Here is a 25,837-nt window from a genome sequence, read left to right as displayed (position 1 = left end):
AACAAAGTTGAATCAGGCTAGAGGTGGTGGTATCTACCCAGGTCACGAACTTGGCGACAGCTCGGACCAGTGGGTCCGACCGCAGTTCAACTGGCATTCAAGCCAGTTGGGAATTGCATCGGATGTTGTATCCGATGCAATAAATCCCAATTTTTCCGGTAGCGGCTATCGGTTTCACAGCAACGACGACGATCAGACACCCGTGGTGCCGTTCATCCCGGCCACCGCGGGTGCCCCCGAGCAGGCGGAGTGGCTCGGGGCGCAGTTCGGTGTTGTGCCCATGACGTTGCTGTCCTGGGTTCGGCTGGTCGGTGATGTGTGGCTGGTCGGTACGCATCCGGACTGGCCGGAGTCGTCCTCGGGTGATCCGCTGGTGATCCAGGTCGAGGGGTCGCACTATCCCGGATCATCGATCCGCGGGTACTTCGCCGAGGAATTCGGCCGTTGGCGCGAACGCGATGCCGAGCACCCTGGAACCCGGTTCGTCCTGCCGCTCGCGCCGGACCGGCTGCACAAGGAAAACGTCAGTGGCGGTGGCCCGTACGGGATCGCGCTGCCGGACGGATGTGTCGACGGGCTGTTCAGCGCCGAGTCGACCATGCCGTTCGTGTCCTACCTGAACTGGGTGTTCGACAACGGCGGGTTCCCCTGGCCGTCGGGCTCGGACGCCGAGTGGCGGGTGCGGCATGCCCTGCGCCAGGACATGCTGCCCCTGTGATCGCGAGCCGAGCGGTTCACTCCGCCGAGGGTGCGGACCGCCGACGGCGCGGCGCGGCGGCTTTCTTCGCCGGTGCCGCTTTCTTCGCCGGCGCGGATTTCTTGGCCGCCGTGGCCTTCGCCGGCCGGGCAGCGGCCTTCTTCGCGGGGGCGGCACCGGCCGGCCGCGTGCCCGCATCGATCAATCGGCTCGCGCGTTCGAGGATGGCCTCGAGGCCGTATTCGAAATTGTGGTCGTCGGGAGCGCCACTGTGGTGGCCGCGGGTTCCCGCTTCCGCGAGCAGGGGAGTGGTATCGGCGGTGATGGCGAGGGTTTCGTAGTAGGCGCCCCGCTCGTTGCCGGATTCCTTGTTCTTGTCGTAGAGCCGTTGCAGGACGATCGCGCCGCGGGTGTGCAACTGGATCGCCGAGTAGGTGTCGACCGCGTCGTCGACCGAGAGCCCGGCCTCGACGAGGTTGGCCACCACCTGTTCGGTCATCTGTGCGCCGAGCTGGGCGGCACGGGGGCTGAGCGCGGAGCGGATCAGGATGAGATCGCAGAGAATCGGGGTGGCCAGGAAGGTTTCGCGCATGGTGGTGGCGTGGTTGCGCAGCGTCTCGCGCCAGTCGCTGGCCTCGATGAACGGCGCCGCCGACTCGTACTGCTGCAAGGCGCGGTCGGTCATGGCGTTGAGCAGGTCGTCCTTCTTGCGGAAGTACCAGTAGATACTGGTGACGCCGACATCGAGGTGTTTGCCGAGCATCGGCATGCTCAGGTTGTCGAGCGAGACGTCCTCGGCGAGTTCGAAGGCGCCGTCGAGGATGTCCTCCGGGTTGAGCGAGCCCCGCTCGCGGCGCTGCCGTTTCTCCGTCGCCACCTGCTTGGCCATGTGCGCGTCCACCTCCGGGAAGTTCTGTGGGTCTGCTGGAACCGTCACAGTAAATACTACCGGGAGGTACTTTATCGGCTTCCCGGCCGGAGTGCCGATCGCGGGCCGCCGGTGGCGCGCCGCCCGGTGTGGGTGCGCGCCACCGGATCGGCTACGGCCTGGTCAGCCGTGCGTACCGAGCGCGGTGGTAGTCGGTGGTACCGAATTCGCGTTCCAGTGCGGTGAGGCGTTTGAAGTAGTGACCGATGGCGAGTTCCTCGGTCATGCCCATGGCGCCGTGCAGCTGGACGGCGTTCTGGCCGACGAAGCGGGCGGCGCGGCCCACGGTGACCTTGGCCGCGGACAGCGCGCGGGCGCGGTCGGCCGGGGTGGCGGCGAGGGCGTGCGCGGCGAGCTGCGACGCCGCGATGGCCTGTTCCAGTTCCATGTACATGTCGACCATGCGGTGTTGCAGGGCCTGGAAACTGCCGATGGGCACACCGAACTGCTGGCGCTGCTTGGCGTAGTCGACGGTGTCGGCCAGGACTTTCCGCAGACAGCCGACCGCTTCGGCGCAGATCGCGGCGATCGCCGTGGCCTCGGTCGACTCGATGACGTCCCAGGCGCCGCCCTCGATCCCGAGCAACGCGTCGGCGGGCAACCGGAACCCGGTGAACACCAGATCGGATCCGACCCGGTCGTCGATGGTGCGGTAGGAGTGCACCTCGATGCCCGCGGGTGGGTTCGCCGCGTCGAACGCGGTGAGGAACAACGAGATTCCGGCCTGATCGCGCCGATCGCCCGCGGTGCGGGCGGTGAGCAGCAGATGGGTTGCCAGCGGAGCGCTGGTCACCACGGACTTGGTGCCGTCGATCACCCACGCATCACCGTCGCGCCGGGCCACGGTGGTGACGTCGTGCAGCGTCGCGCCCCCGGTGGGTTCGAGGGCCGCGAACGCGGTGCGGACCGCGCCGGTGACGATGCCGCGCAGGACCTCGTCGGTGTGTGCGCCACCGGAACGTTCCAGCAGGCCCGCGCCGACGACGACGGTATCGACGAACGGTTCGACGACCAGTGCCCGTCCCAGTTCCTCGACGATGACCATCAGTTCGGCGGCGCCACCGCCCATTCCGTCGACCCGCTCGGGCAGTGTTGCGCCGAGAATCCCGAGCTCGTCGGCGAATCCGCGCCAGACCGCGGGCTGCCAGCCCAGCGCCGATTTCGCCGCGGCCCGGCTCTTCTCCAGGTCGTAGCGGGCGCCGAGGAATCCGGCGACCGCGTCGCGCAGCTGCTGCTGCTCCTCGGTGAGTGTGAAGTCCATCAGAGCCCCAATGCTGCTTTGGCGAGGATGTTTCGCTGAATTTCGTTGCTGCCCGCGTAGATCGATCCGGCGCAGTCGTTGAAGTAGCGCAGCGGCGCGACGGCCTGCCAGTCCGCGCCGCTGTGGTAGCTGTCGGCGGGCGCGGTGAACTCGGCGATCGGGCCGCCGGGCGCGGTGGCGTGCGGCTGATAGACGCGACCGAGCGGGCCCGCCGCGTCCAGGGCGAGTTCGGTGAGCTGCTGGCTGAGTTCGGTCGCCAGGATCTTCAGCATCGACGATGCCGGGCCCGGGTCCTTGCCTTGGGCCATCGCCGAAATCGTCCGGTACTCCAGCACTTCCAGTACTTCGGTGCGAATGCGGGCGTCGGCCAGCCGCAGGGCGAAGCCGGGGTCGTCGATGAGCGGGTTGCCGTCGGGGCCGGGTTGCCGGGCCGCCGCCTCGGCCAGTTCCTGGCCGATGACCTGTAGCGTCGGCGCCGCGGCACCGCCGCGTTCGTGCACGAGCAGGTATTTCGCGACCGTCCAGCCGTCGTCGACGCGGCCGAGCACATTGCGCTGGGGCACCCGGACGTTGTCGAAGAACACCTGGTTCTGCACTTGCTCGCCGGAGGTCATCACCAGCGGGCGGATCTCGATGCCCGGTGTGTCCATGTCGATGAGTACGAACGTGATGCCCTGCTGCTTGCGGCCGGTGCGCGAGGTGCGCACCAGGCAGAAGATCCAGTTCGCCTCGGTGGCGTGGGTGGTCCAGATCTTGCTGCCCGTGCAGACGAAATCGTCGCCGTCCGCGACGGCCGCCATGCTGAGCGCGGCCAGGTCCGAGCCGGCCTCCGGTTCGGAGTAGCCCTGGCAGAAGAAGATCTCACCGGTCAGGATGCGCGGCAGGAAGTAGTTCTTCTGCTCCGGTGTGCCGAACGCGATGATCGCCGGTGCGACCATCCGGATGCCCATCGGCGAGAGGGCAGGCGCGCCGGCGAGGGTCGCCTCCCGGCTGAAGATGTAGTGCTGGGTCAGGCTCCAGTCGCAGCCACCGTGTGCGACCGGCCAGTGCGGCGCGGCCCAGCCGCGCTCGTGCAGGATGTGCTGCCACTGCATGCTGGCTTCGTGATCGGGATAGACGCTGGTCGCCAGCCGCCCGGCCCGCCGTAGCTCCGGTGTCAGCTTCGCGTCGAGAAACTCCCGCACCTCGTCGCGAAAGGCCAGATCGGCCGCTGACCAGTTGTAATCCATCTGTCCTCCCGGCGGGCATGCGACGGTGCGCCACTATTGGCGAGGCGCCAACGCGCCCTCAATGTAGGCCCGAACCCCGGCCAGGGGCAACCCCGTCCCCGGCCTGTGGGGCGGCCGTGAGGCAGAATGGGGTAGTGAGTGTTAGACCGTTGCTGATTTTCGGGGTGCCGTCCGCTGTGCGATCGATGGGTGTCGCGGCGCCTGTCCGCGGTTAGTTCGATGTCGGACCAGGAAGCCGGGTCGGGGCCTGGTGCTGATCGATTCGACGCGGTGGAACGGCTGCGTCGCCGGTGGGACGCCGCGAAGACCGGCGAGAGCGGTACCGGATCGGCCGCCGATGGGGCGTCGAACGTCGTGCGGCTGCCGCGGCGGCCGCGACGCGGTCGCGAGGACATCGGCGATCCCCGGCACCGGCCGTGGCCGTCGGAGGCGGTCTACGACCCCGCACCCACCCGCCCGGTCACCCGGGCCGAACTGCAGTCCGAGACCGGCACCTGGCCGATCGACGCGGTGCCTCCGGCCGGTGCTGACACCGAACACGAACGCAATGTGATCGACCTCGGCGCATCGCGCCGCAAGCGCGCCGGCGCGGACGGGGCGCCCGGCGGCGCCCGGCCGATGGTGCGACCACGCCGGATCGGACCCGGCGAACACGCACCGGGCGGCGACGCCGCACCACCCGACCGGTCCGGTCGGTAATCTTTCCGGCTTTTCCGCTCCGGGGCAGCATCTTTCGCGCTCCGGAGCCGGTGTGGTATGTCCGTTTCTGGATTGTTATCGCCGACAACAAATACCGCGCCGAATCGGCTGCGGGGGCGGCCGCGCTGGAATATGTTGCGTGCAGCAACATTCACGTCCGGCTCGCCATCGAGCGGGCAGGGGCTCAACGAAAGGCCCACCCTCATGCGTCAGGGTTTCTTCGGCATCGCCGCCGTATCGGTCGCACTCCTCGCCACGCTGACCGCCTGCGGTGACGACACCGCCGCGTCCGGGGGTGGAGGCGCCGAAGTCGGTGTGATCCTGCCCGACAGCAAGACCTCGGCACGGTGGGAGACCGCCGACCGCAAGTACTTGCAGCAGGCATTCGACGACGCAGGCGTCAAGGCCGATATCCAGAACGCGCAGGGCGACAAGACCTCCTTCCAGACCATCGCGGACCAGATGATCACCAACGGGGTCTCGGTCCTGATGATCACCAACCTCGACAGCGGCACCGGCAAGGCCGTGATCCAGAAGGCGAAGGCGCAGGGCGTCACCGTGATCGACTACGACCGGCTGACACTCGGCGGTGGCGCGCCGTACTACGTGTCGTTCGACAATGTGAAGGTCGGCGAGCTCATGGGCTCCGGTCTGGCGAAATGCCTGTCCGACAAGAAGGCCGACAAGCCGGTCGTGGCCTATCTCAACGGTGGACCCACCGACAACAACGCGACCCTGTTCAAGAACGGTTACGACGGCGCGCTGAAGCCGAAGTTCGACTCCGGTGAGTTCGTCAAGGGCCCCGACCAGGCGGTGCCCGAGTGGGACAACACCAAGGCGGGCACCATCTTCGAGCAGATGCTCACCGGCACCCCGAACCTCGGCGGCGTGGTCGCGGCCAACGACGGCTTGGCCAACGCCGCCATCGCGGTGCTGAAGAAGCAGAAGCTCAACGGCCAGATCCCCGTCACCGGGCAGGACGCCACGGTGCAGGGACTGCAGAACGTCCTCGCCGGCGACCAGTGCCTGACCGTGTACAAGGCGATCGAGCAGGAGGCCGCGGCCGGTGCGGCACTGGCGATCTCGCTGGTCAAGGGGGAGAAGGGGCAGACCAACACCACCGTCGACGACCCGGAGGCGGGCAGCAAGGTGCCCGCGGTGCTGCTCGAGCCCAAGGCGATCTTCAAAAACAACGTCCACGAGGTCGTCGCCGACGGCTTCGTCGACAAGAACGAGCTCTGCGCCGGGGAGTTCGCCCAGCTCTGCGCCGACAACGGCGTCCGATGACCGACGACCAGCCGCTCATCGAAATCCGGGGTCTGGAAAAGAGTTTCGGCCCGGTGCACGTGCTCCACGAGGTCGCTTTCGCCGCCTACCGCGGCGAAGTGACCGCGCTGGTCGGCGACAACGGCGCGGGCAAATCGACCTTGGTCAAATGCATCGGCGGCACCCATCCGATCGACGCGGGACAGATCCTGTTCGACGGCGCCCCGGTCCAGATCGGCAGCCCACGCGACGCGGCCGCGCTCGGGATCGAGATCGTCTACCAGGACCTCGCGCTGTGCGACAACCTCGATATCGTGCAGAACATGTTCCTCGGCCGGGAACGCAAGCGCGGCCTGGTGCTCGACGAGTACGGGATGGAGGAACTCGCCGGACGCACCCTGGCGGGACTGTCGGTGCGGACGGTGCAGTCGGTGCGGCAGAAGGTTTCCAGCCTCTCCGGTGGGCAGCGGCAGACCGTGGCCATCGCCAAAGCCGTGCTGTGGAACAGCGAACTGGTGATCCTGGACGAGCCCACCGCGGCACTCGGGGTGGCTCAGACCCAGCAGGTGCTCGAACTGGTGCGCCGACTCGCCGACCGAGGTCTCGCGGTGGTGTTGATCTCGCACAACATGAACGATGTGTTCGCGGTGTCGGACCGGATCGCGGCGCTGTACCTGGGCCGGATGGCGGCCCAGGTCAGGACCTCGGAGGTGACGCACTCGCAGATCGTCGAACTGATCACCGCCGGGCGGAGCGGGAGTCTCGGAAACGGAGTCACGGCATGAGCATCGTCGACACGGACAAGCCGGCACCCGCCGTGGCACCGGTCACCGCGGCGGTCTCGGGATACCTCGGGCGGATCCGCGGCGGCGACATGGGCGCGCTGCCGTCGGTCATCGCGCTGGTGGTGCTGTCGCTGTTCTTCTGGCTCGCGCGGCCGGTGTTCCTGACCCAGGGCAATATCGCGAACCTGTTCACCCAGGGCGCCGCGATCGCGGTGATCGCCATGGGGTTGATCTTCGTGCTGTTGCTCGGCGAGATCGACCTGTCGGCCGGATTCACCAGCGGGGTCTGCGCCGCGGTGCTGGCGGTGCTGCTCACCGACAAGGGCTGGCCGTGGTACGCGGCGGTGCTCGTCTCGCTGCTCGCCGGCGCGGTCATCGGGCTGACGATCGGCGCCATCGTGGTGAAGATCGGGGTGCCGTCGTTCGTGGTCACCCTGGCCGCGTTCCTCGCCCTGCAGGGTGTCGCGCTGAAGATCATGGACAACGGGCGCAACATCTCCATCCACGACGAGACGATCCTGGCGATCGCCAACAAGAACGTCGCGCCGCTGCTCGGCTGGCTGATGTACGCGCTGCTGGTCGGCGGGTACGCGATCGTCCAGTACCGGAAGTTGCGGGCCCGCACCACCCTCGGCCTGACCGGTGAGACCGCCGCGGTGGTCTGGCTGCGGGTCGGGGCGGTCGCGCTCGTCGCCGGCGCGGTGGTGCTGATCCTCAACGACGAGCGCAGCCGCAACCCCGAGGTCAACTCGCTGCAGGGGATGCCGATCGTCGTGCCGATCATTGTCGCGTTGCTGCTGCTGTGGACGTTCGTGCTCGACCGCACCAGCTTCGGCCGCCATATCTACGCGGTCGGTGGCAGCGCCGAAGCGGCGCGGCGCGCGGGCATTCCGGTCGACCGGATCAAGATCAGTGCCTTCGTGCTGTGTTCGACCATGGCGGCGGTGGGCGGTCTGATCGCGGCCTCGCGGGCCAACTCCGTCGACCCGAACACCGGTGGATCCGATGTGCTGCTGACCGCGGTCGGCGCGGCGGTGATCGGCGGTACCAGCCTGTTCGGTGGCCGCGGGCGGATGCTCGACGCCGTCCTCGGCGCCGCCGTGGTCGCGGTCATCAACAACGGAATGGGCCTGATGGGCTACAGCGCGGGCACGAAATTCGTTGTGACAGGATGTGTCCTGCTGCTCGCGGCGGGGGTGGACGCGCTCTCGCGCAAGCGCGCACAGCCAGGACGGTGACCGTCGAAGGGGAAGGTTCGGGCCGGATGAGAGCAGCACCCTCGCCCGAGGAGACCCGGCGTCGCAACCTCGCCGCGCTGCTGCGCAACATCCACCTCAGCGGGCCGCTCTCGCGCGCTGTGCTCGCCGAGCGGATGGGCCTGAACCGCAGCACGATTCTGGGCCTCACCACCGATCTCGCCGCCGCCGGTCTGGTCACCGAGGAACTGCCGGGCCAGACCGGCAAGGCGGGGCGCCCGTCGCTGGTGGTGCGTCCGGAGTCCGAACGGGTCACCGTGCTGGCCCTCGATGTCGGGGCCGACCGGCTCGCCGCCGCGCAGGTCGGCCTCGGCGGGATGATCCTGGACCGGCGCGAAACTCCGCGTCCCGGTGGCGGATTCGATCCCGAGGACGTGATCACCGCGCTGGTGGCGATGGGCCGGTCCCTGCTCGACAGCGCTGGCACGACCTGTGTCGGGGCTGGGGTCGCCTTCTGCGGAATGGTGCGCGAGGCCGACGGGGTCGTGCGCTACGGGCCGAATATCGGCTGGGTGGATGTGCCGTTCGGGGCGGAACTGTCGCAGCGGCTGGGCATGCGGGTCGCGGTCGGCAACAACGCCAATCTCGGTGCGGTGGCCGAACGCGCGCGTGGCGTTGGCGCGGGCGTGGCCGACCTGATCTACCTGCACGGGGAGGTCGGGATCGGCGGCGGAATCATCATGGGCGGCAAGCTGCTCGGTGGCGCGGGCGGGTACGGCGGCGAAGTCGGCCACATGATCGTCAACCCCGGTGGGCGGCCGTGCGGCTGCGGTGCGCGGGGCTGTCTGGAGGCGGAGGCGGGTGAACTGGCGCTGATCGCGGTGGCCGGGCGCGGTGACCGCACCGGGCGGGCCGCGGTGGCGGCGATCGTGGAGGCGGCCGCGCGCGGTGACTCCGTCGCCCGCGACGGGCTGCACCGGGTCGGCGACTGGCTCGGGTACGGAGTGGCCAATCTGGTCAACATCTTCGATCCGACGATGGTCGTCTTCGGCGGTGTGCTGCGCGAGATCTACCTGGCCGCCGCGGCCCAGGTCCGCAGCAGGCTGGCCGAGAACGGGCTGCCCGCGGTCCGCGAACGGGTGAGATTGCGGACCTCCTCGCTGGCCGACGACGCGCCACTCGTCGGCGCGGCCGAACTGGCCTTCACCGACCTGCTCGACGACCCACTGGAAGCGCTGGCGCGGGTCGGCTCGTCGCCGGATTGAGGACATCCTCACATCGGCCGGATTCGCGGCGTGTCGAGGTGTGATGTCGCGTCGGCTGGGTACTGCTTATCGCTGGAATCGCCGACCCGGCCGTGGCTCGAACACATCGATGCTGGTAGGTAGCTGGCGAGGTTCTCGATTGTGCCGTGCCGGAAGGGATCTCCCGCGGCGAACGGCGCGTGTGCGCTGAATGAACTGCTGGACGAACCTCTGTACGGAGTGCTGTTCATGCGATAGCGTCGCCGCTGGCATTTGCCAGTTGATATCTGTACGAAAGGGTTTGTGGGATGGCATTCGAAGTCAAGGGCACTATCGGCGACCACTACAACGAAGCGGGTGGCGCGTCGAGCCCGCTGGGTGAACCGATCACGGATGAGCTGGATGCCGCCAACGGTGGCAAGTACCAGGAGTTCGCTGGCGGTGTCATCTACTTCAACCTCGCGACCGGAACCAAGACCGTCTACGGCGCGATCCGTCAGGCGTGGGAGGCCGAGGGCGGCGCCGGTGGCCGGCTCGGCTACCCGACCTCCGACGAGCTGGACATCGACGGCGGCAAGATCAGCCACTTCGAGAACGGGTCGATCAGCTACTCGATCGCCGACGACGCGGTGACGGTCAACGCGAACTGAGGTTCGCCGCGGTGGGCACCGGCTGTCGGCCGGTGCCCACCGGGCACGGTGTCCTAGTCCGGGGTGAAGTCGCGGCGCGACAGCCGGACCGTGCCGAGAACGAAGAACACCGCAGCGACAACAGCGAAATACGCCAGCGAACCGTTGGCGCCGCCGAAGATCGGGCGCATCGTCGGATACTGGCCCGCGCCCAGTTCGCCGTTCTTGAACGGCATCCACTGCGCGACGACATTGCCGATCTTCACCGGCAGCATGGCCGAGAACGTCTCGATGCCGAACTTCCACAGCAGGACAACGCCGACCACGACGCCCGGTCGCGGGATCAGACCGGTGATGCCGATCCCCAGCGCGGAGACGAAGAACGTGAAGACCGGCAGCGCCCACAGCAGGCGGAGGCCGGCCGCGGAGGTCAGCTCCACCCGTCCCCACACATCGGGGAACACCGCCGGAAACCCGGCGAGCAGGACGATCACGGTGACCAGGGTCGCCGCCGCGGCGATCAGCCCGAACACGATCAGCTTCGCCACCGGCAGCAGCCAACGCCGGGTCTGCGCGCCGTAGACCAATTCCACTGTCGCGTACTTGAATTCGTTGCTGAGCGAGGAGACGCCCGCCGACATGAGCACGATGGTGGAGAAGATCATCACCCAGTAGCCGGCGTTGTTGGTGTCCATGCCACCGCTGCCGTCGAGCTTGTTCATCCGCGAGGCGATCGCCACGCTCGCGTTCAGCACGATCGGCAGCGCGACCGCGATCGGCACGATCGCGTACCAGACCGGGCTGCGCCAGGACAGCTTCGCCAGTTCGCTACGGACCGCACGGCCCAGATCCACTGCCGTACTCACTGACCCACCTCGCCCGCCGCACCGGCGTACTCGACACTGCCGCGGGTGACCGCCAGATACGCCGATTCGAGCCGGCGCGGGCCCGAACCCAGTGCCACCGTGTCGTCGCGGGAGGCGTCGGACAGGATCCGTCCCCGGCCCATGATCACGATCCGGTCGGCGGTGATCTCGACCTCGGTCAGATTGTGCGAGGCGACCAGCAGCGTCCGTCCCTGACCGGCCAGCCCGGTCAGCAGTTCGCGCAGCCACAGGATGCCGTCCACGTCGAGGCCGTTGTCCGGCTCGTCGAGGACAAGGGTTTTCGGGTCGCCCAGCAGTGCGGTCGCGATGCCGAGCCGTTGCAGCATGCCGAGCGAGAACCGCCCGACCAGCCGGTCGGCCACCTCGGCCAGGCCGACACGGGCGAGCACATCGCCGACTTCGGCCGTGGGGATGCCACCGAGGCGCGCCTGCCAGGTGAGATGCTGCTCGGCGGTGTGCTTGGGGTTCCTGGCGAAGGTGTCGAGAGTGAAGCGGACTTCCCGCATCGTGGCGGGCAGCTCGCGCAGGGCGCGCCCGTTGATCCGCACGGTGCCCGCGTCGGGTGTGGTCAGCCCGGCGATCATGCGCATGGTCGTGGACTTGCCTGCGCCGTTGGGTCCGAGAAGATACGTGATCGAGCCGCGGGGCGCCTCGAAACTGACATCACTGACGGCGACCCGATCGCCGAATTGTTTGGTGATTCCGGAAACTGTGATCATCGGCGATCGAGTCTTCGACAGCGTTCGTCGGTCAGTAGCCGAAGTCCGGGTTGCCGGTGCAGCCGCCCATGGCGTCGCAGGTGGCCTTCCAGTCGACCTTCCACAGGCCGTCCTCGCGGACGTAGAGGTAGGTTCCGCTGGTGGCCGGGAAGCCGGCCATCACGCCGGACAGCGTGGCGGTCATGGTGTCGCCGGTGATGTTCTTCGACGTCGCGCGTTCCTGGATGGACAGGAAGTCGTAGACCCCGCCCTGCGACAGAATGCCCTGCAGCGCCGGCCCGACGGTCGAGCCGTGGTAGCTGACCTCTTGCTTGGCGCTCATCGGCAGATTCGGGTTCCACAGCGCCGCGAACTGCCCCGCGATCGCGTCGAGCGACGGGTCGGCGTCGCGGATGTACAGGTCGGCGACCGTGGCGTCGCGGACCGAGCGGTCGGCGAGCGCGGGCGCGCTGGTGCCCACGGTCAGCAGACCGGCGAGACCCAGCACGGCGAACAATCCGGCGATCTTCTTCATGACATTCCTTCGCGGACAATCGAGACGGGCACGCGTCGGCTGCCGTCGGTTACCTCCGATAGTGCTCTGCACGCTACTTCCCCGAGATGAGGTTAGTCAAACCTAAGAAGTGCTGCTGCTACGTCCGGGATACCGGCGTCGGCGGAGGTGTGCGGGCCTCGCTGCGGTACTGGTCCCACCAGGCGGCGCCGTCCTGGGGTGCGGGGCTCGGGTCCTTCTGTGGTGCGGGCGTATTGGGGATGCCGAGGACCCGCAGCCGCCAGTCGTCCTCCCGGATCGCGGCCACGATCCGGACGGGGACGACCGCGGTGAGCAGCAGGTAGTTGCCCACGCAGATCATCAGGCAGATCGGGGGAATCGATACCACGGTGGCGACGCCGAAAGTGCCCATCTCGATCGGACCGCGGGAGATGGCCAGGACATTCCCGAAGACACTGGCCAGCACGGCCGCCACCAGCAGCAGCTCGTAAACCCTGACGAGGGAGGTGGTCCGCACGTCCTGGATCCCGACCAGTGTGATGAAGGTGCAGGCGACCAGCGCGACGGTGAGGCCGACCACCACCGGCCACATCCAGGTGAGGTGCTCGGGAATCCCCGCGGCCCGCGCCAGGGTGGAGGTGAAGGTGAACGACGCGATGGCCGCGGCGACGACCAACGCCGACCCTAAGAGCACGAGCAGCTTCGGTACCGTGAACGGAACAGGGCGGGGGTAAGGGTCCGTGTGGTCCATCGGGCTCCATCCTACGGGCAGCTGCGCCCACCAAATATGCAGGCACTCAACAGAGTACGGCTGTTCACGCGGTAGACACCGTCCAACTGGTCAGGGGTGCCGTCGCCCCGTCGTCGTACTGTCCAGTAGCGAAGGCCCGGCGCTTCAGCCGCCCCCGACCTCCGCCGATCCGTTCGATCAATGGTGACGAGCGCGTCGTCTACGGGACGTAGACGAGGCGCTCGTCGGTCGCCGCGTTCCACGTCTCGGCGACTTGCGCCAGGGGGACGGGGCGCGCTCGGACATCGATCGCGCCGCTGTGGATCGCGGCGGCGAGATCCGGCAGCTCGGCGATGATGTCCCCGGCCGGGACCGAGCCGATGCCGCTGCCACAGATCTGCAGGCGGGCCGCGCGCAGCAGCGCGGAGTCGAGCGGAATGGTCTGGCCGGCAACGGAACCGATCTGGATCCAGTCCAGCGGGGTGCTGCGATCGCGGCGCGCGAGGAGCATGGCGGTCATCGCACGGGCCGACGGCTCGCCCCAGACGTAGTCGATGACGACGTCGACATCGGCGGCGCGGTCGGCCTGCCCGAAGGTCACCGTCTCGTCCGCGCCGAGGCTCGGCAACTCGGCGAGGCGGGCCGGGTTGCGTCCCGCCGCGATGACCTGCGCGGCACCGAACTGCTTGGCGATCTGCACCGCCATGCGTCCCGCCGTGCCGGTGGCGCCGAGCACGAGGACCCGCAGGCCCGCGCGGAAGGTGATGCGGCGGCGCAACGCGATCCACGACGACATGGCCGGGTTCATCGCGGCCGCGATCCGCACCGGGTCGATATCGCCCGGCAGGACCACGCTGCGACGGCGGTCGATCACCGTTCGCTCGGCGAACATGCCCAGGTGGGTGTCGTCGAGGACCGCGTAGCGGAGTTTCCCGTCCTGATCGCGGACGACGCCGTCGACACCCGGGACCGACGGCAGGGTGGCGGAGCTGCTGTAGTGCGTGCCGTTCGCACGGGCTCTGACCAATTGGTGCAGGCCGGCGGCGAGAACATCGACGACCATCTCGTCGGCCCCGCCGGCGATCGGATCGGGATGCGGACCGTAGCGGGGTGGAGTGTCGAAGCTGGTGACAACGGCGGCGTGCATGATGGACTCCTCCGTCGTTCCGGGTGATGGCCGTGCTCACCCGCATCGGGGCGGAACACGACATGTCGCTCACACAGCTGCGGTTGCTCGGCCTGCTGCGCGACCGCCGTCCGCGGATGACCGAACTGGCGGACTTCCTCGGCCTGGACAAGTCCACGATGTCGGGGCTGGTCGAACGAGCCGAACGCCGCGGGCTCGTGCAACGCGGGAAGTCGCCGCAGGACCGCCGCGCGGTGGATGTGTTCATCACCCCGGCAGGCAGCGAACTCGCCGAGCGTCTGCAGGCCGAGATCCGGGTGGCTCTCGGTCCCTACATCGACGTTCTGTCCGCCGACGACCGCGACGCTCTCACGCAGCTACTCGTCACGGCTGCCGACGACCACCGCCTACGGCGTGGAACACTGTGACCGCCACGATCGACCAGCACGGCGGCATCGCCCGGCGCAGTACCGCGGCCTTCCCGGGCCGCGCTGAATCAGCCGCTCAAGCGGCCGGATACTGCTGCCACCCGGCGTCGAGGGCGGCCGTGGTGAGGGCGTCGAGGCCGAACGCGTCGACCGGGCCCAGGGCTCCGGTGTCGAGCAGTCCGCCGTTCAGGGCGGTGTGGGCCGCCCATGCCATGATCTGCGCGGTGAAATCGTAGGGGTTGCCGCCACCGAGAGTGACTGTCGCCAAGGTGGTTCCGGCATCGTCGCTGGCTTCGGCGACAGCCCAGCCCTTGGTGCGGGCGCGGGATCGGGCGTCGGGTCCGCCGGTGGAGCCGGTGACCGTCCGCTCGAGGACGGCTTCGAGACCTTGGCGCAGCGGGGGGATCTTTCCGGCGAGTGACGCCAGTCGCGACACCGCCTGCAGGCCGTACGCCGCGCCCGCGGGCAGGCCGAGGTAGACATCGACATCGCGGAGGCCGGGATGGGAGCGAGTCAGGGCGAGGGGCTCGGATCCGGGGATCTACACACCGCTGCGGCTCGATCCGGCCACGGTGAACGAGCGCACCTTCGCGCCCGTCTGCTCCGGGGTGATCGCGCCGTCGCGCAGGGCGAAACCGGGTTCGAACAGCATGCCGGCCATGGAGGTGCGGGTGCCGCCGCTGGTGCCGGGTCGGTCCATGAAGTAGCCGATGTCGGCCCGCGTCGCCGCGGGTGCTGCCCGCAATGCCAAGCCGGCGGCCAGATTCCCCGGTACGTAGTCGAAGCCGAACGCGCTCAGCAGCGCCGAGCCTGCCGCGCGCGCCCGCTGGTCGCGGTCGAAGACCGAGCGGATGAACGGGCCTTCCCCGGTGGAGTCGATGTAGTGCGCGCCCGCGTCGATCGCCGCATCCAGCGCGGCAGTGCCGTAGCGCAGGAACGGGCCGACCGTGGTGATCAGGACATCGCCGGGTTCGAGCAGGGCCCGGACCGTGGCGGGCTCGCCGACATCGGCGACCGCGGTCGCGGCACCTCCGAGCTCGTCCGGCAGAGCAGCCAGGGACTCCGCGCTGCGCCCGGCGAGCACCGGCGCCGCGCCACGGGCGATCAGGGCCTGGGCGGTCAGGCGCCCGGTGTACCCGGTGGCCCCGAACAGAACGATCTTCGCCATGCCCGCTACACCCGCACTTCTACTCGATCGACGAACCGTACCGATGCTGAAACTACTCGGTGCTCGACGGTGCGTCAGCGGTGCGGACCGGAAAACATTCCTCGCCTGTTTCCCCGCCCGATCTCCGGGTAGGCGCCAAACAGCACGTCGTCCCGACTCGAGGAGGTACCTGACATGCCCCAGCAAGCGTGGAGCGACAAACGTGAACGGCAGTACAAGGACATCAAGAAGTCCGAGCGTGCGCGCGGCCGCAGCGAGAAGCGCGCCGAGGAGATCGCCGCGGCCACGGTGAACAAGACCCGCGCCCGGCACGGCGAGACGAAATCCTCCCGGCGCGGCGGTCAGCAAGCACAAGGCAGCGGCAAGACCCGCGACCAGCTCTACGAGGAGGCCCGCCGCCGCAATATCGACGGCCGGTCGAAGATGAACAAGCAGGAACTGGCCAACGCCCTCGGCCGCTCCTGACCTGCCACGGGAGGTCCGCCAGGCGACGAGCACAGTCGGCTGAGGAGGAGGTCGCGTGGTGATTCGGGTGGGCACCGCCGGCTGGCAGTACCGCGACTGGCGCGGGGTGCTGTATCCGCCTGCGGTGCCCGTCCGCTCGTGGCTCGAGCATTATGCCCGGGCATTCGCGACGGTCGAGTCGAACAATGCCTTCTACCGATTGCCGAGCCGGGAGACATGTATCGGGTGGCGCGAGCGCACGCCCGGTGATTTCGTCGTCGCGGTGAAGGCCAGCCGGTATCTGACCCATGTCAAGCGCCTGCGCGAGCCCGCCGAACCGGTCGAACGGCTGCTCGACCGGGTCACCGGCCTGGGCGATCGGCTCGGGCCGATCCTGCTCCAGCTGCCCCCGACCCTGCGCGCGGACCCCGCCCTGCTCGACGACTGTCTGCGCTGTTTCCCCGCGTCGGTGCGGGTGGCGGTGGAACCTCGGCACGACTCGTGGTGGACCGGCGAGATCCAGGACGTGTTGCGGTCGCGTTCGGCCGCGCTTGTCTGGGCCGATCGAGACTCCCGGCCGGTCACGCCACTGTGGCGGACCACCGGCTGGGTCTACCTGCGCCTGCACGCGGGCCGCGCGTCGCCCGCACCGCACTACGGCCGCCAGGCATTGGCCGGCTGGGTGGATCGGCTACTCGACAGCGCGCCGGGCGACAGCTATGTCTACTTCAGCAACGACCACGGCGGCGCCGCCGTCCGAGACGCGGTCACCTTCGCCCGGCAGGCCCGCGGTGCGGGCGCCGAGGTGACGCGGGTGCCCGATCTGCCGGTGACGTCATGACCGGCTTCCCCGGCGCCGCCGGCTACGTGCCAGACACCGACGACCTGGACGCGGTGCGCGCCGCGGCGACCCGATGCCACGGATGCGACCTCTACCGTGACGCCACCCAGACCGTCTTCGGCGACGGCGCCGCACACGCGAGCACGGTGCTGGTCGGCGAACAGCCGGGCAACGACGAAGACCTCGACGGGCATCCTTTCGTCGGCCCGGCCGGTCACCTGCTCGACCGCGCGCTCGACGACATCGGCATCGACCGCCGGTCGCTGTATCTCACCAACGCGGTGAAACACTTCCGCTTCGTGCGCCACGGCAAGCGCCGCATCCATCAGCAGCCACGCCGGACCGAGATCGTCGCGTGCGCGCCCTGGCTGCACATCGAACTCGACCTGATCGCGCCCGAATTGGTGATCTGTCTCGGTGCGATCGCCACCCGCGCCGTGCTGGGGCCGCAGGCGAAGGTCACCGACCTGCGTGGCCGGACGGTGGAACTCGCGGACTTCACCGCAGGGATCACCGTGCACCCGTCCGCCGTCCTGCGCGCACCCGACCGCAAGCAGGCCTATACCGCCTTCGTCGACGACTTGTCGGCGATCTTCGAGGCACGCTGAGACACGGTGCGCGCACAGGTGTCACGATGTCCGGTATGGCCGATATTCGCGTCGATGTCTCCGATTCCGTCGCCACCATCACCCTCGATCGTCCCGCCCAGCTCAACGCGTTCACCGTCGCGATGGGCGAGGAACTGATCGCCGCGTTCGACACGATCGATGCCGAGGACGGCATTCGCGCCGTGGTGCTCACCGGCGCCGGTCGCGCGTTCTGCGCGGGGGCGGATCTGGCCGGGGGAGCCGAGACCTTCGCCGCGCCGCAGGCCGTCGAGGCGCCGCGCGATGCCGGTGGGGAGCTCGTGCTGCGGATGTTCGAATGCCGCAAGCCGATCATCGCGGCGATCAACGGGCCCGCTGTCGGGGTCGGCGTCACCCTGACCCTGGCCGCCGATTTCCGCCTCGCCGCCGACACTGCCAAGGTCGGCTTCGTCTTCAACCGGCGCGGCATCGTGCCCGAATCCTGCTCCAGCTGGTTCCTGCCCCGGCTGGTGCCGATGCAGAAGGCCCTCGACTGGGTGTATTCGGGCAGGCTGGTCGAGGCTGCCGAAGCGTATGAGGCCGGACTGTTCTACGCGGTGCATTCGCCGGAATCGCTGCTGGCGGAGGCGTATTCGTTCGCCGATCGGCTCACCGGGCAGTCCGCGCCGGTGTCGGTGGCGCTGTCGCGGCAGATGCTGTGGCGTGGGCTCGGCGCCGAGCATCCGATGATCATGCACCGGGTCGAGTCGCGCGGGGTCCACCTGCGCGGGCTCAGTGCCGATGCTCGCGAAGGCGTGTCGTCGTTCCTGCAGAAGCGGGCGGCGCAGTTCCCCGGCAGCGTGGCCACCGAGTATCCGGACATCTTCGGTGCCGACCTGCCGGTGCCCCGGTACCGGGACTGAGCGAATCCTAGAAACAAAGAGAGACTTGGCGTTACATTGTCTCAATGGTGGACACGAGTGATCCGCGCCGATTCGTCGTCGTCGGCGGTGGCCTGGCCGGCCTCGCCGCCGCGGTGTGGCTGGCCGAGGCGGGCAAACAGGTGACCCTGCTCGAGCGGCGAGGCCGGTTGGGCGGGCGCACGCAGGCGATGCGGGTGGCCGAGGTGGACGACCTCGCCGACAACGGCCAGCACGTGGTGGCCAGCGGTTACCGCAGCCTGTGGCGGTATCTGGACAGCGTCGGCACCCGGCAGTACATCGAGTTCCCTGGCGCCGGGAGCCTGCGCTGGCCGGGTGGACGCGCGGTCATGTTGCACACCACGGGTTTCCGGGCCGTACGCACCCTGATGGGCGCGCATCCGGACGCGAGCCCGCTGGATCGGCTGCGGGCGCTGCGGGCGGCGCTGCTGCTGGTCAAGCAGGCGCTGTGGCAGCCGAAGGACCTCGCCGACCTCACCACCGAACAGTGGTTCCAGCGCGTCGGGATGCCGGCGAAAGCGCGTGAGGCGCTGTGGGATTGGCTCGCACTCGGTATCGCGGCGGAACCGGTGGACCGGGAGTCGGCGAAGGTGTTCGCCGATGTGCTGGCCACCGGGGTCCGGATCGGGGTGCAGGACCGGATGGGCGTCACGATCGGCTATCCCACCGTTGACCTGGACACCCTCTACATCACCGGCGCCGAGCGGGTCTTCGAACGGCACGGGGTCGACGTGCGCTTCCGGGCGGTGGCCCGCAAGATCCTGATCACCGACGGCCACGCGACCGGGGTGCAGCTGGCCGACGGCTCGGTGGTCGAGGCCGACGCGGTGATCTGCGCGGTCCCGAACTCCGCGATCAACGGGCTCCTCGACGAACTGCCCGAACACCCGAAATCTACGCTGCCGCGGACAAATTGGGCGTCACCCCGATCGTGAGCACGAACCTGTACCTGGACCGGCCGCTGAAGACCGAATCGGCCATGGAGGCATTGATCGGCGGCACCGGCGTGATCGACGAGGTCTTCGATCGCCAGCGCATGCACCAGCGCACCCCCGACGGCACCTGGCTGTACTGTCTGACCACCAGCGGCGCCTACGAGCAGATCCACAAGAGCAACGAGGAGATCGTCGCCGAGCAGATGGACCTGCTGCGCCGCTACTATCCCGAGGCCGCCGAGGCGAAGGTCGTGACCGGCCATGTGGTGAAGATGCCGAAGGCGACTTTCTCCCAGGTCCTGGGCACCGACAACCTGCGCCCCGGACAGCGCACCTCGGTCCCGAATCTGATGCTGGCCGGGGACTGGACCCGCACCGACTGGTCGGCGACGATGGAAAGCGCCGCTCAGAGCGCCGAACGGGCGGTGCGGGCGCTGCTCGACCAGCCGCGGTAGCGCTCGGCCTATCGGTCGGCGCGCAGCGGAGCGCCGACATGATGCAGGTGCCGCAGTGCCTCGCGGTAGGACGAGAACAGCCCGGTCTCGTGGTACGGCACGCCGATCTCGGCGCAGTAGTCGCGCACGATCGGCTGAGCGTGGCGCAGATTCGGCGTCGGCATGCTCGGGAACAGGTGATGCTCGATCTGATAGTTGAGCCCGCCGAGAGCGATATCGGTCAGCGCGCCACCACGGACATTGCGGGAGGTCAGCACCTGGCGACGCAGGTAGTCCGGGCGATCGGCACCGGTCAGGGTCGGCATGCCCTTGTGGTTCGGGGCGAAGATGCAGCCCATGTACAGGCCGAACAGGCCCTGGTGGACAGCGAAGAACACCAGGGCTTTGTCGGCGGGCAGCACCGCGAACAAGACCGCCAGATACAGGGCGGCATGGCCGAACAGCAGCGCGGCCTCCCAACCACGGTGCTTCACCGATCGATTCCGGAGCGCTCGCATCCCGGCCACATGCAGATTCAGCCCCTCCAGCAGCAACAGCGGAAAGAACAGATACGCCTGCGCTCGCCCGATCAGCCGTGGCAGACCACGGCTGGACCGTGCCTGCTGCTGCGACCAGACCAGAATGTCCGGCGCGACATCGGGATCGAGTTCCTCGTGGTTCGGATTGGCGTGATGGCGGGTGTGCTTGTCCTGCCACCAGCCGTACCCCAGACCGATCCCCGCATTGCCGACCACCCGTCCCACCAGCTCCGTCGGCTGCCGCAGCCGGAAGACCTGCCGGTGCGCGACATCGTGCATCACCAGCGCGACCTGCGCGAACACCACCGCCAGGAACGCGGCGACCAGCACCGTCCACCACGAATCGCCGACCAGCACGAACGCCGACCAGCCGCCCACATAGGCGAGTCCGACCAGGCCGAGCCGAACCGCGTAATAGCCGGGGCGCCGGTCCATCAGCCCCGCCGCGGAGATCCGGCGGAGCAGGCGGGCGTAGTCGCCCTCGGTGGCCCGCCGTGGTGCAGAAGTTGTCATGACGCGAAGCTATCGGCGGAATTCTCGTCGGTCGTAACCCTTTGGTAGGGCGGGGAATCAGCCTGTGGAGTGAGATCTCAGTGGGCGCGTTCGCGCCGGTAGGCCGACGGGGTGGTGCCGTTCCAGCGCTTGAAGGCATGGATGAACGGTGTCGCTTCGGCGTAGCCGAGCCGGAGGGCGATGTCGTCGACCGACAGCGGGGTGCCGGTCAGCATCTCCTCGGCCAGGGTGCAGCGCACCTCGTCGACCAGGGCACGGAAACCGGTGCCCGCCTCGGCGAGGCGGCGGCGCAGCGTCCGCGGGCTGGTGCCGAGTTCGCGGGCGACGACCTCGAAGGTCGGTGGTGTCGGGATGCCCGCGGTGTCGCCGCCGGGCAGGATCAGCGCGCGCACCTGCGCGGTGATGCCGGTGCGGGCGGTGCGCCGTTGCACCAGGTCAGCGCATTGCGCGACGCACAGGCTCCAGGTCTGGGCGTTCGCCTGGGGCAGGGTCTCGGCCAGGCTCGCCGGATCGAGGGTGAAGACGGTCTGCGTGCGCCCGAACTCGGGCCGGACACCGAAGATCTCGTGCAGGCGCTCGGCGCTGTCGCCGGCGGGGAAGTCGAATTCGATGCGCCCGATGGCGAGTTCGTGACCGAGCAGGTCGACCATCACCCGGTGCATGGCGACGATGTCGCGTTCGACGAGGAAGCGCGCCACATCCGCGGGTGCGGCGTCGAGACGGACCCGGGCCAGCATGCCGTCGTCGCCGGTCTCGACGATCGGGATACAGAATCCGTAGCCCAGCTGGTAGTACCGCAGTGCCAGGGAGATCGCCTCGCGCACTGTCGGACTGGTGACGCAGGCGAAACCGAAGATGCCGAAGGTGGACAGCCGGTAGCGCCGACCCACCTCCACGCCGAGTGCGGGCACGTGGGCGAGTTCGCGGACGAGCGTGCGCACGACGACGAGCTCGGTCGCCGCAGGCACCTGCCGGTCGGGCTCGCTCAGCGCGGCCGGGGCGAGGCCGGAACCCGCCAGCACGCGGTCGGCGGGGACGCCGTGCTCGGCGGCGAAGGCGGCCATCACCGCGATGCTGGCGATGCCGCGCGGGAAGTCCCAGGTCCGGATCTGCGGCGCTTCGACGGTACGCATCCGCACAGTATGGCCGAAAGTATTGATTCGCTGGCCGCCGTTGTTGGTGAGCGAGGCCGGTGCGGGTCGTAGCGTGGTCGGCATGAGTGCGCGTCCGTCGATCGTCATCATCGGCACCGGCTTCGGTGGTCTCGGCATGGCCATGGAACTGCAGCGGGCCGGGTTCACCGACGTGACCATCCTGGAACGCGCCGCCGACGTGGGTGGGGTGTGGCGGGAGAACACCTACCCCGGCGCGGGCTGCGACATCCCCTCGCCGCTGTATTCGTACTCCTACGAACCACGCAGCGACTGGCCCAAACGGTTCTCCGAACAGCCCGATATCCAGGCCTACCTGCGCGGCGTCGCCGAGAAGCGTGGCCTGCTGCCGCGGATCCGCTTCGGCGCCGAGGTCACCGCCGCCGAGTTCGACGACGCCACCGGCACCTGGACGGTCAGCACCGCCGACGGCGCGACGATCACCGCCGACGTCCTCGTCCCCGCCGTCGGCCAGCTCTCCCGGCCTGCCTGGCCGGACATCCCCGGTATCGACGATTTCGCGGGCGCGGTGTTCCACTCGGCCGAGTGGGATCACGACGTCGATCTCACCGGCAAGCGGGTCGCGGTGATCGGCACCGGCGCCAGCGCGATCCAGTTCGTCCCCGCCATCCAGCCGGCCGTGCGGCAGCTGACGTTGTTCCAGCGCTCGGCGGCGTGGGTGCTGCCCAAACCGGATATCGAGTACCGGCCGTGGCATCACACCGTGTTCGCCTACGCGCCGCCGGTCCGGCTCGCGGAGCGGTTCGCCTTCTGGGCGCTGTGCGAGTTCCTGTCGCTGGGCATCGTCGATGTTCCCGCGATCCGGCCGCTGGTCACCCGGCTCGCCGTCTGGCACTTGGAGAAACAGGTCTCGGATCCGCGATTGCGGGCCGCGCTGCTGCCCGATTATCCGGCCGGCTGTAAGCGGGGACTGTTCTCCAACAACTACTTTCCGGCGCTGACCCAGCCGAACGCGCACGTCGAGACCACGGCGATCAGCGAGATCCGGCCCGAGGGCGTGCGCACCGCCGACGGCGTGGTGCACGACGCCGACGTGATCATCTTCGGCACCGGATTCAAGGGCACCGAATTCCTGTGGCCCATGCAGATCACCGGCCGGGGTGGCCGCAGGCTGGAAGACGCGTGGGACGGCGGCGCCCGCGCCTACCAGGGCATGGCCGTGCCGGGCTTCCCGAACATGTTCCTGATCTACGGCCCGAACACCAACCTCGGCGTCGGCTCGATCGTGTACATGATCGAATCCCAGGCCCGCTACATCCGCCAGGCCGTCGAACGCATCGCGCGCAGGCCGGGCCTGCTGCTCGATGTGCGCCCCGAGGTCGCCGCCGCCTACGACGCCGCAGTGCAGCGACGACTGGAGCGGACGCCGTGGACCCGGTGCACCAGCTGGTACCGCACCGCCGCCGGGCGCATCACCAACAACTGGCCGGGCACCGTCAGCAGCTATCGCCAGCGCACCCGCACCTTCGCGGAGTCGGACTACCAACCCACAGACCATCATCCATCGACGAGAACTGCCGGAGCAGACCGATGACCACCCTCTTGCCGTCCACGCTGTGCGAGGCGTTCCAGCGCACCGTCGTCCGCATGCCCGACGCCGTCGCCCTGCGCACTCCCGGCGACGCGACCAGCATCACCTGGGGCGAGTACTCGCGCCGGGTCGAACGGATCGCGGCCGGACTGGCGAACCTGGGTATCGCCGCCGGCGACACCGTGGCCCTGATGCTGACCAACCGGCCCGAATTCCATCTCGTCGACACCGCCGCCATGCACCTGGGCGCCATCCCGTTCTCGATCTACAACACCAACCCACCCGAGACGATCGCCTACCAGCTGGCCAAGACCGCGAGCCGGGTCATCGTCTGTGAAACGCAGTTCCTGCCGCAGATCGCCGCCGCGCGGGCCGCCGACGGTCCCGTCGAGACGGTCGTGGTCGTCGATGCAGGCCCCGAAGACATCCTGTCGCTGGCCGAGGTCGAGGCGAACCCGCTGCCCGGGTTCGACTTCCGCGCCGCCTGGCAGCGGGTGCGCGCGGAGGACGTGCTGACCGTCATCTTCACCTCGGGCACCACCGGCACACCCAAGGGCGTCGAGCTCACCCACACCAATATCCTGAGCAATATCGACGGCGTCCGGGAGATGCTCGATCCGTGGTTCGCGCACCGGACCGTGTCCTATCTGCCCGACGCGCACATCGTGAATCGCTGGACGTGTCACTACTTCCCGATGATCGGCGGCGGACCGGTCACCGACCTGGCCGACCCGAAACAGATCGTCACCGCGCTGACCGATACCCGGCCGACCGCCTTCGTCGGCGTGCCACAGGTCTGGTACAAGATCAAGGCCGCGCTGGAGGCGCAGCTCGCCGCCGAAACCAGCACGGTCAAACGGAAGCTCACGCACTGGGCGATCGATGCCGGCCGGCAGCGGGTGCGCGCCGAACTGCACGGATCCGGGCGCGTCACACCCTGGCTGACAGTTCGGCACCAGGTGGCGGATCGGCTGGTCCTGGCCACGATCCGGCGCCGGCTCGGGCTGGACGCCATGGTCGTCGGCGCGACCGGTGCCGCGCCGATCGCCCCGGAAGCCCTCGAGTTCATCCTCGGCCTCGGCCTGCCTGTCGGTGAGGTGTATGGCATGTCGGAGCTGTCGGCCATCGCCACGCTGAACCGTCCCGGCCGGATGCGGCTCGGTACGGTCGGCGTCGCCGCGCGCGGTGTGGAGGTCGCGGTCGCCGGCGACGGGGAGATCCTGGTGCGCGGACCGATCGTGATGAAGGGCTATCTCGGTGAGCCGGAACTGACGGCCGAGGCGGTCGACGCCGACGGTTGGGTGCACACCGGCGACATCGGGGCCGTCGACGCCGACGGGTTCGTCTCGATCGTCGACCGCAAGAAGGAACTGATCGTCAATTCCGGCGGAAAGAACATGTCGCCCAGCAAGATCGAGGGCTACGTCCGGGTGGCCTGCCCGCTGGCCGGTCCGGTGGTGGCGATCGGTGACGGTAAACCCTTCGTCACCGCGCTGGTCGTCCTCGACGCCGATGCCGCCACCGCCTACGCCACCGCGCACGGCCTGACGCCGAACCCGGCGGTGCTGGCCGCCGACCCGGGCGTCCACGCCGTGCTCGACGCCGGGATCCGCGCGGCCAACACCAAACTGGCGCGGGTGGAACAGATCAAGAAGTTCGTCGTCGTGCCCGCTTTCTGGCAGCCGGGCGGCGACGAGCTGACCCCCACCGGGAAACTGAAGCGCAAGCCGATCACGGCCAAGTACACCGCTGAAATCGACACGATGTACACGACCCGCTGACGGCCGGCGCCTATCCGCCGCGAGATGTCATGCCTGCGAAGGTGACTGCTGCGGGAAGGCGACTCCGGTCAGGGTTTCCGACACCTCCCACAGGCGGCGGGCCACCTCGGCGTCCTGCGCCTTGGCCGAGCGGCCGACGAGCTTCGGTGCGCCGCGACCCTGCAGGAACCCGCCGGGCCCCACGTAGCTGTCACCCGGAATGTCGCGGGTGGCCGCGTACGAGGTCGGCAGCGCGCCGTCCTCATCACTCTGCGCGAGGAAACCGGCGACCGACCGCTGGATCGCCGAGCGCACCCGGTGCGCCGGGTCGGGCTCGAGCAGATCGGTCGCCGCCATGCCCGGATGGGCGGCGGTGGCGAGCACCGGTGACCCGGCGGCGGTGAGTTTGCGCTGGAGTTCGGCGGTGAACAGCAGGTTGGCGAGTTTGGACTGGGCGTAGGCGGCCATCGGGCTGTATCGCCGGGTCCGCCAGTGCAGATCGTCGAAGTCGATCGAGCCGGCCCGGTGCCCCGTTGGACGAGACGGTGACGACGCGACCGCGAATCCGGGGGAGCAGCAGGTTGGTGAGGGCGAAGGGGCCCAGGTGATTGGTGCCGAATTGCAGCTCGAAACCGTCGGCGGTGCGGGCGAACGGCGGAATCATGACGCCGGGGCC

26 protein-coding genes and 2 pseudogenes are annotated in these 25,837 nt (G+C 68.9%); 15 read left to right on the top strand and 13 right to left on the bottom strand.

All coding sequences use genetic code 11. The features are described from left to right. Positions 1-205 precede the first annotated feature (205 nt). Complete coding sequence (locus ACFXK0_RS12875) at positions 206-718, top strand: hypothetical protein (protein WP_379410307.1); 513 nt, start codon at positions 206-208, stop codon at positions 716-718. Between the two features lie 16 nt (positions 719-734). Here the strand turns inward: ACFXK0_RS12875 and ACFXK0_RS12870 are convergent, their stop codons facing one another. The 3 genes from ACFXK0_RS12870 to ACFXK0_RS12860 all read right to left on the bottom strand — a co-directional run bounded on the left by ACFXK0_RS12870 (position 735) and on the right by ACFXK0_RS12860 (position 4,115). After that, on the bottom strand, positions 735-1,586 hold the full coding sequence (locus tag ACFXK0_RS12870; protein WP_379410432.1) for a TetR/AcrR family transcriptional regulator C-terminal domain-containing protein: 852 nt from the start codon (positions 1,584-1,586) through the stop codon (positions 735-737). Between the two features lie 151 nt (positions 1,587-1,737). Next, positions 1,738-2,886: an acyl-CoA dehydrogenase family protein gene (locus ACFXK0_RS12865; RefSeq protein ID WP_379410306.1), complete on the bottom strand. Its 1,149-nt coding sequence runs from the start codon at positions 2,884-2,886 to the stop codon at positions 1,738-1,740. Further along, a complete protein-coding gene (locus ACFXK0_RS12860; protein WP_379410305.1) occupies positions 2,886-4,115 on the bottom strand; it encodes an acyl-CoA dehydrogenase family protein in 1,230 nt (409 codons plus the stop codon). The genes ACFXK0_RS12865 and ACFXK0_RS12860 overlap by 1 nt, the downstream gene beginning before the upstream one ends. A gap of 219 nt (positions 4,116-4,334) precedes the next feature. Here ACFXK0_RS12860 and ACFXK0_RS12855 point away from each other — a divergent pair, with 219 nt between their 5' ends. The 6 genes from ACFXK0_RS12855 (at position 4,335) to ACFXK0_RS12830 (ending at position 9,955) form a co-directional block, all read left to right on the top strand. Continuing rightward, entirely contained in the window at positions 4,335-4,814 is a 480-nt protein-coding gene (locus ACFXK0_RS12855; RefSeq protein ID WP_379410304.1) for a hypothetical protein, read from the top strand. Positions 4,815-5,018: 204 nt separating this feature from the next. Continuing rightward, positions 5,019-6,101 (top strand): sugar ABC transporter substrate-binding protein, encoded by a 1,083-nt coding sequence (locus tag ACFXK0_RS12850; RefSeq protein WP_379410303.1) that lies wholly within the window; start codon positions 5,019-5,021, stop codon positions 6,099-6,101. Further along, the gene (locus ACFXK0_RS12845) at positions 6,098-6,865 is read left to right on the top strand and encodes an ATP-binding cassette domain-containing protein (RefSeq protein ID WP_379410301.1); all 768 of its coding nucleotides are present in this window, start codon (positions 6,098-6,100) and stop codon (positions 6,863-6,865) included. The genes ACFXK0_RS12850 and ACFXK0_RS12845 overlap by 4 nt, the downstream gene beginning before the upstream one ends. Further along, complete coding sequence (locus tag ACFXK0_RS12840) at positions 6,862-8,103, top strand: sugar ABC transporter permease (protein WP_379410300.1); 1,242 nt, start codon at positions 6,862-6,864, stop codon at positions 8,101-8,103. The genes ACFXK0_RS12845 and ACFXK0_RS12840 overlap by 4 nt, the downstream gene beginning before the upstream one ends. 26 nt (positions 8,104-8,129) lie before the next feature. Further along, entirely contained in the window at positions 8,130-9,326 is a 1,197-nt protein-coding gene (locus tag ACFXK0_RS12835) for an ROK family protein (protein WP_379410298.1), read from the top strand. 287 nt (positions 9,327-9,613) lie between these two features. After that, positions 9,614-9,955: an LGFP repeat-containing protein gene (locus ACFXK0_RS12830; RefSeq protein ID WP_379410297.1), complete on the top strand. Its 342-nt coding sequence runs from the start codon at positions 9,614-9,616 to the stop codon at positions 9,953-9,955. Positions 9,956-10,008: 53 nt separating this feature from the next. Here the strand turns inward: ACFXK0_RS12830 and ACFXK0_RS12825 are convergent, their stop codons facing one another. From ACFXK0_RS12825 to ACFXK0_RS12805, 5 genes are all read right to left on the bottom strand, one after another. After that, on the bottom strand, positions 10,009-10,800 hold the full coding sequence (locus ACFXK0_RS12825; RefSeq protein WP_379410295.1) for an ABC transporter permease: 792 nt from the start codon (positions 10,798-10,800) through the stop codon (positions 10,009-10,011). Next, the gene (locus tag ACFXK0_RS12820; protein ID WP_379410294.1) at positions 10,797-11,540 is read right to left on the bottom strand and encodes an ABC transporter ATP-binding protein; all 744 of its coding nucleotides are present in this window, start codon (positions 11,538-11,540) and stop codon (positions 10,797-10,799) included. The genes ACFXK0_RS12825 and ACFXK0_RS12820 overlap by 4 nt, the downstream gene beginning before the upstream one ends. A 31-nt stretch (positions 11,541-11,571) precedes the next feature. Beyond that, on the bottom strand, positions 11,572-12,054 hold the full coding sequence (locus ACFXK0_RS12815; RefSeq protein WP_379410292.1) for a hypothetical protein: 483 nt from the start codon (positions 12,052-12,054) through the stop codon (positions 11,572-11,574). A gap of 118 nt (positions 12,055-12,172) precedes the next feature. Beyond that, positions 12,173-12,727, bottom strand: a complete 555-nt coding sequence (locus tag ACFXK0_RS12810) for a hypothetical protein (protein ID WP_379410291.1) — start codon at positions 12,725-12,727, stop codon at positions 12,173-12,175. A gap of 256 nt (positions 12,728-12,983) precedes the next feature. Further along, the gene (locus ACFXK0_RS12805; RefSeq protein ID WP_379410289.1) at positions 12,984-13,910 is read right to left on the bottom strand and encodes a zinc-binding dehydrogenase; all 927 of its coding nucleotides are present in this window, start codon (positions 13,908-13,910) and stop codon (positions 12,984-12,986) included. Positions 13,911-13,972: 62 nt separating this feature from the next. Between ACFXK0_RS12805 and ACFXK0_RS12800 the strand changes: the two genes are divergently transcribed. Further along, entirely contained in the window at positions 13,973-14,317 is a 345-nt protein-coding gene (locus ACFXK0_RS12800; RefSeq protein WP_379410288.1) for a MarR family winged helix-turn-helix transcriptional regulator, read from the top strand. A 76-nt stretch (positions 14,318-14,393) separates the two neighbouring features. Here ACFXK0_RS12800 and ACFXK0_RS12795 read toward each other — a convergent pair whose 3' ends face one another. Together ACFXK0_RS12795 and ACFXK0_RS12790 are read right to left on the bottom strand one after the other, a co-directional pair. Beyond that, positions 14,394-14,753 carry a hypothetical protein gene (locus ACFXK0_RS12795; protein WP_379410287.1) on the bottom strand — a complete coding sequence of 120 codons (360 nt, stop codon included), beginning with the start codon at positions 14,751-14,753 and terminating at the stop codon, positions 14,394-14,396. Between the two features lie 105 nt (positions 14,754-14,858). After that, positions 14,859-15,485 carry a saccharopine dehydrogenase NADP-binding domain-containing protein gene (locus ACFXK0_RS12790; RefSeq protein WP_379410286.1) on the bottom strand — a complete coding sequence of 209 codons (627 nt, stop codon included), beginning with the start codon at positions 15,483-15,485 and terminating at the stop codon, positions 14,859-14,861. A 174-nt stretch (positions 15,486-15,659) separates the two neighbouring features. Here ACFXK0_RS12790 and ACFXK0_RS12785 point away from each other — a divergent pair, with 174 nt between their 5' ends. From ACFXK0_RS12785 to hpnE, 5 genes and pseudogenes are all read left to right on the top strand, one after another. Then, complete coding sequence (locus ACFXK0_RS12785) at positions 15,660-15,950, top strand: plasmid stabilization protein (protein ID WP_379410284.1); 291 nt, start codon at positions 15,660-15,662, stop codon at positions 15,948-15,950. 55 nt (positions 15,951-16,005) lie between these two features. Continuing rightward, the gene (locus ACFXK0_RS12780; RefSeq protein ID WP_379410283.1) at positions 16,006-16,770 is read left to right on the top strand and encodes a DUF72 domain-containing protein; all 765 of its coding nucleotides are present in this window, start codon (positions 16,006-16,008) and stop codon (positions 16,768-16,770) included. Then, positions 16,767-17,378: a UdgX family uracil-DNA binding protein gene (locus tag ACFXK0_RS12775; protein WP_379410282.1), complete on the top strand. Its 612-nt coding sequence runs from the start codon at positions 16,767-16,769 to the stop codon at positions 17,376-17,378. Before ACFXK0_RS12780 ends, ACFXK0_RS12775 begins: the two co-directional genes overlap by 4 nt. Before the next feature lie 35 nt (positions 17,379-17,413). Continuing rightward, positions 17,414-18,259: a crotonase/enoyl-CoA hydratase family protein gene (locus ACFXK0_RS12770; RefSeq protein ID WP_379410280.1), complete on the top strand. Its 846-nt coding sequence runs from the start codon at positions 17,414-17,416 to the stop codon at positions 18,257-18,259. Between the two features lie 44 nt (positions 18,260-18,303). Further along, positions 18,304-19,667: pseudogene (gene hpnE, locus ACFXK0_RS12765) on the top strand (hydroxysqualene dehydroxylase HpnE). A gap of 8 nt (positions 19,668-19,675) precedes the next feature. On the opposite strand, the gene ACFXK0_RS12760 reads toward hpnE, so the two are convergent. Together ACFXK0_RS12760 and ACFXK0_RS12755 are read right to left on the bottom strand one after the other, a co-directional pair. Next, positions 19,676-20,698, bottom strand: coding sequence for a fatty acid desaturase family protein (locus tag ACFXK0_RS12760; protein WP_379410279.1), 1,023 nt, complete (start codon positions 20,696-20,698; stop codon positions 19,676-19,678). 77 nt (positions 20,699-20,775) lie between these two features. Further along, positions 20,776-21,831: an AraC family transcriptional regulator gene (locus ACFXK0_RS12755; RefSeq protein WP_379410277.1), complete on the bottom strand. Its 1,056-nt coding sequence runs from the start codon at positions 21,829-21,831 to the stop codon at positions 20,776-20,778. 82 nt (positions 21,832-21,913) lie between these two features. On the opposite strand from ACFXK0_RS12755, the gene ACFXK0_RS12750 reads away from it, so the two are divergent. Further along, positions 21,914-23,404, top strand: a complete 1,491-nt coding sequence (locus ACFXK0_RS12750) for a flavin-containing monooxygenase (protein ID WP_379410275.1) — start codon at positions 21,914-21,916, stop codon at positions 23,402-23,404. After that, positions 23,401-25,182, top strand: coding sequence for an AMP-dependent synthetase/ligase (locus ACFXK0_RS12745; RefSeq protein ID WP_379410274.1), 1,782 nt, complete (start codon positions 23,401-23,403; stop codon positions 25,180-25,182). The genes ACFXK0_RS12750 and ACFXK0_RS12745 overlap by 4 nt, the downstream gene beginning before the upstream one ends. 27 nt (positions 25,183-25,209) lie before the next feature. On the opposite strand, the pseudogene ACFXK0_RS12740 reads toward ACFXK0_RS12745, so the two are convergent. Continuing rightward, positions 25,210-25,831: pseudogene (locus tag ACFXK0_RS12740) on the bottom strand (oxidoreductase); the annotation flags it as partial. Positions 25,832-25,837 lie beyond the last annotated feature (6 nt).

Origin of the sequence: Nocardia sp. NPDC059177 (assembly GCF_042755165.1) — a bacterium.
In the GTDB taxonomy this organism is placed as follows: Bacteria; Actinomycetota; Actinomycetes; order Mycobacteriales; family Mycobacteriaceae; genus Nocardia.
Note: the sequence above shows the minus strand (reverse complement) of the source record. Positions and strands in the feature narration are given on the sequence as shown.

Bases quoted from the DNA above. Each gene is read 5' to 3' on its own strand.
- ACFXK0_RS12870 (WP_379410432.1), bottom strand. From the start codon at position 1,586: ATGGCCAAGCAGGTGGCGACGGAGAAACGGCAGCGCCGCGAGCGGGGC.
- ACFXK0_RS12865 (WP_379410306.1), bottom strand. From the start codon at position 2,886: ATGGACTTCACACTCACCGAGGAGCAGCAGCAGCTGCGCGACGCGGTC.
- ACFXK0_RS12860 (WP_379410305.1), bottom strand. From the start codon at position 4,115: ATGGATTACAACTGGTCAGCGGCCGATCTGGCCTTTCGCGACGAGGTG.
- ACFXK0_RS12855 (WP_379410304.1), top strand. From the start codon at position 4,335: ATGTCGGACCAGGAAGCCGGGTCGGGGCCTGGTGCTGATCGATTCGAC.
- ACFXK0_RS12850 (WP_379410303.1), top strand. From the start codon at position 5,019: ATGCGTCAGGGTTTCTTCGGCATCGCCGCCGTATCGGTCGCACTCCTC.
- ACFXK0_RS12845 (WP_379410301.1), top strand. From the start codon at position 6,098: ATGACCGACGACCAGCCGCTCATCGAAATCCGGGGTCTGGAAAAGAGT.
- ACFXK0_RS12840 (WP_379410300.1), top strand. From the start codon at position 6,862: ATGAGCATCGTCGACACGGACAAGCCGGCACCCGCCGTGGCACCGGTC.
- ACFXK0_RS12835 (WP_379410298.1), top strand. From the start codon at position 8,130: ATGAGAGCAGCACCCTCGCCCGAGGAGACCCGGCGTCGCAACCTCGCC.
- ACFXK0_RS12830 (WP_379410297.1), top strand. From the start codon at position 9,614: ATGGCATTCGAAGTCAAGGGCACTATCGGCGACCACTACAACGAAGCG.
- ACFXK0_RS12820 (WP_379410294.1), bottom strand. From the start codon at position 11,540: ATGATCACAGTTTCCGGAATCACCAAACAATTCGGCGATCGGGTCGCC.
- ACFXK0_RS12815 (WP_379410292.1), bottom strand. From the start codon at position 12,054: ATGAAGAAGATCGCCGGATTGTTCGCCGTGCTGGGTCTCGCCGGTCTG.
- ACFXK0_RS12805 (WP_379410289.1), bottom strand. From the start codon at position 13,910: ATGCACGCCGCCGTTGTCACCAGCTTCGACACTCCACCCCGCTACGGT.
- ACFXK0_RS12800 (WP_379410288.1), top strand. From the start codon at position 13,973: ATGTCGCTCACACAGCTGCGGTTGCTCGGCCTGCTGCGCGACCGCCGT.
- ACFXK0_RS12790 (WP_379410286.1), bottom strand. From the start codon at position 15,485: ATGGCGAAGATCGTTCTGTTCGGGGCCACCGGGTACACCGGGCGCCTG.
- ACFXK0_RS12785 (WP_379410284.1), top strand. From the start codon at position 15,660: ATGCCCCAGCAAGCGTGGAGCGACAAACGTGAACGGCAGTACAAGGAC.
- ACFXK0_RS12775 (WP_379410282.1), top strand. From the start codon at position 16,767: ATGACCGGCTTCCCCGGCGCCGCCGGCTACGTGCCAGACACCGACGAC.
- ACFXK0_RS12770 (WP_379410280.1), top strand. From the start codon at position 17,414: ATGGCCGATATTCGCGTCGATGTCTCCGATTCCGTCGCCACCATCACC.
- ACFXK0_RS12760 (WP_379410279.1), bottom strand. From the start codon at position 20,698: ATGACAACTTCTGCACCACGGCGGGCCACCGAGGGCGACTACGCCCGC.
- ACFXK0_RS12755 (WP_379410277.1), bottom strand. From the start codon at position 21,831: ATGCGTACCGTCGAAGCGCCGCAGATCCGGACCTGGGACTTCCCGCGC.
- ACFXK0_RS12750 (WP_379410275.1), top strand. From the start codon at position 21,914: ATGAGTGCGCGTCCGTCGATCGTCATCATCGGCACCGGCTTCGGTGGT.
- ACFXK0_RS12745 (WP_379410274.1), top strand. From the start codon at position 23,401: ATGACCACCCTCTTGCCGTCCACGCTGTGCGAGGCGTTCCAGCGCACC.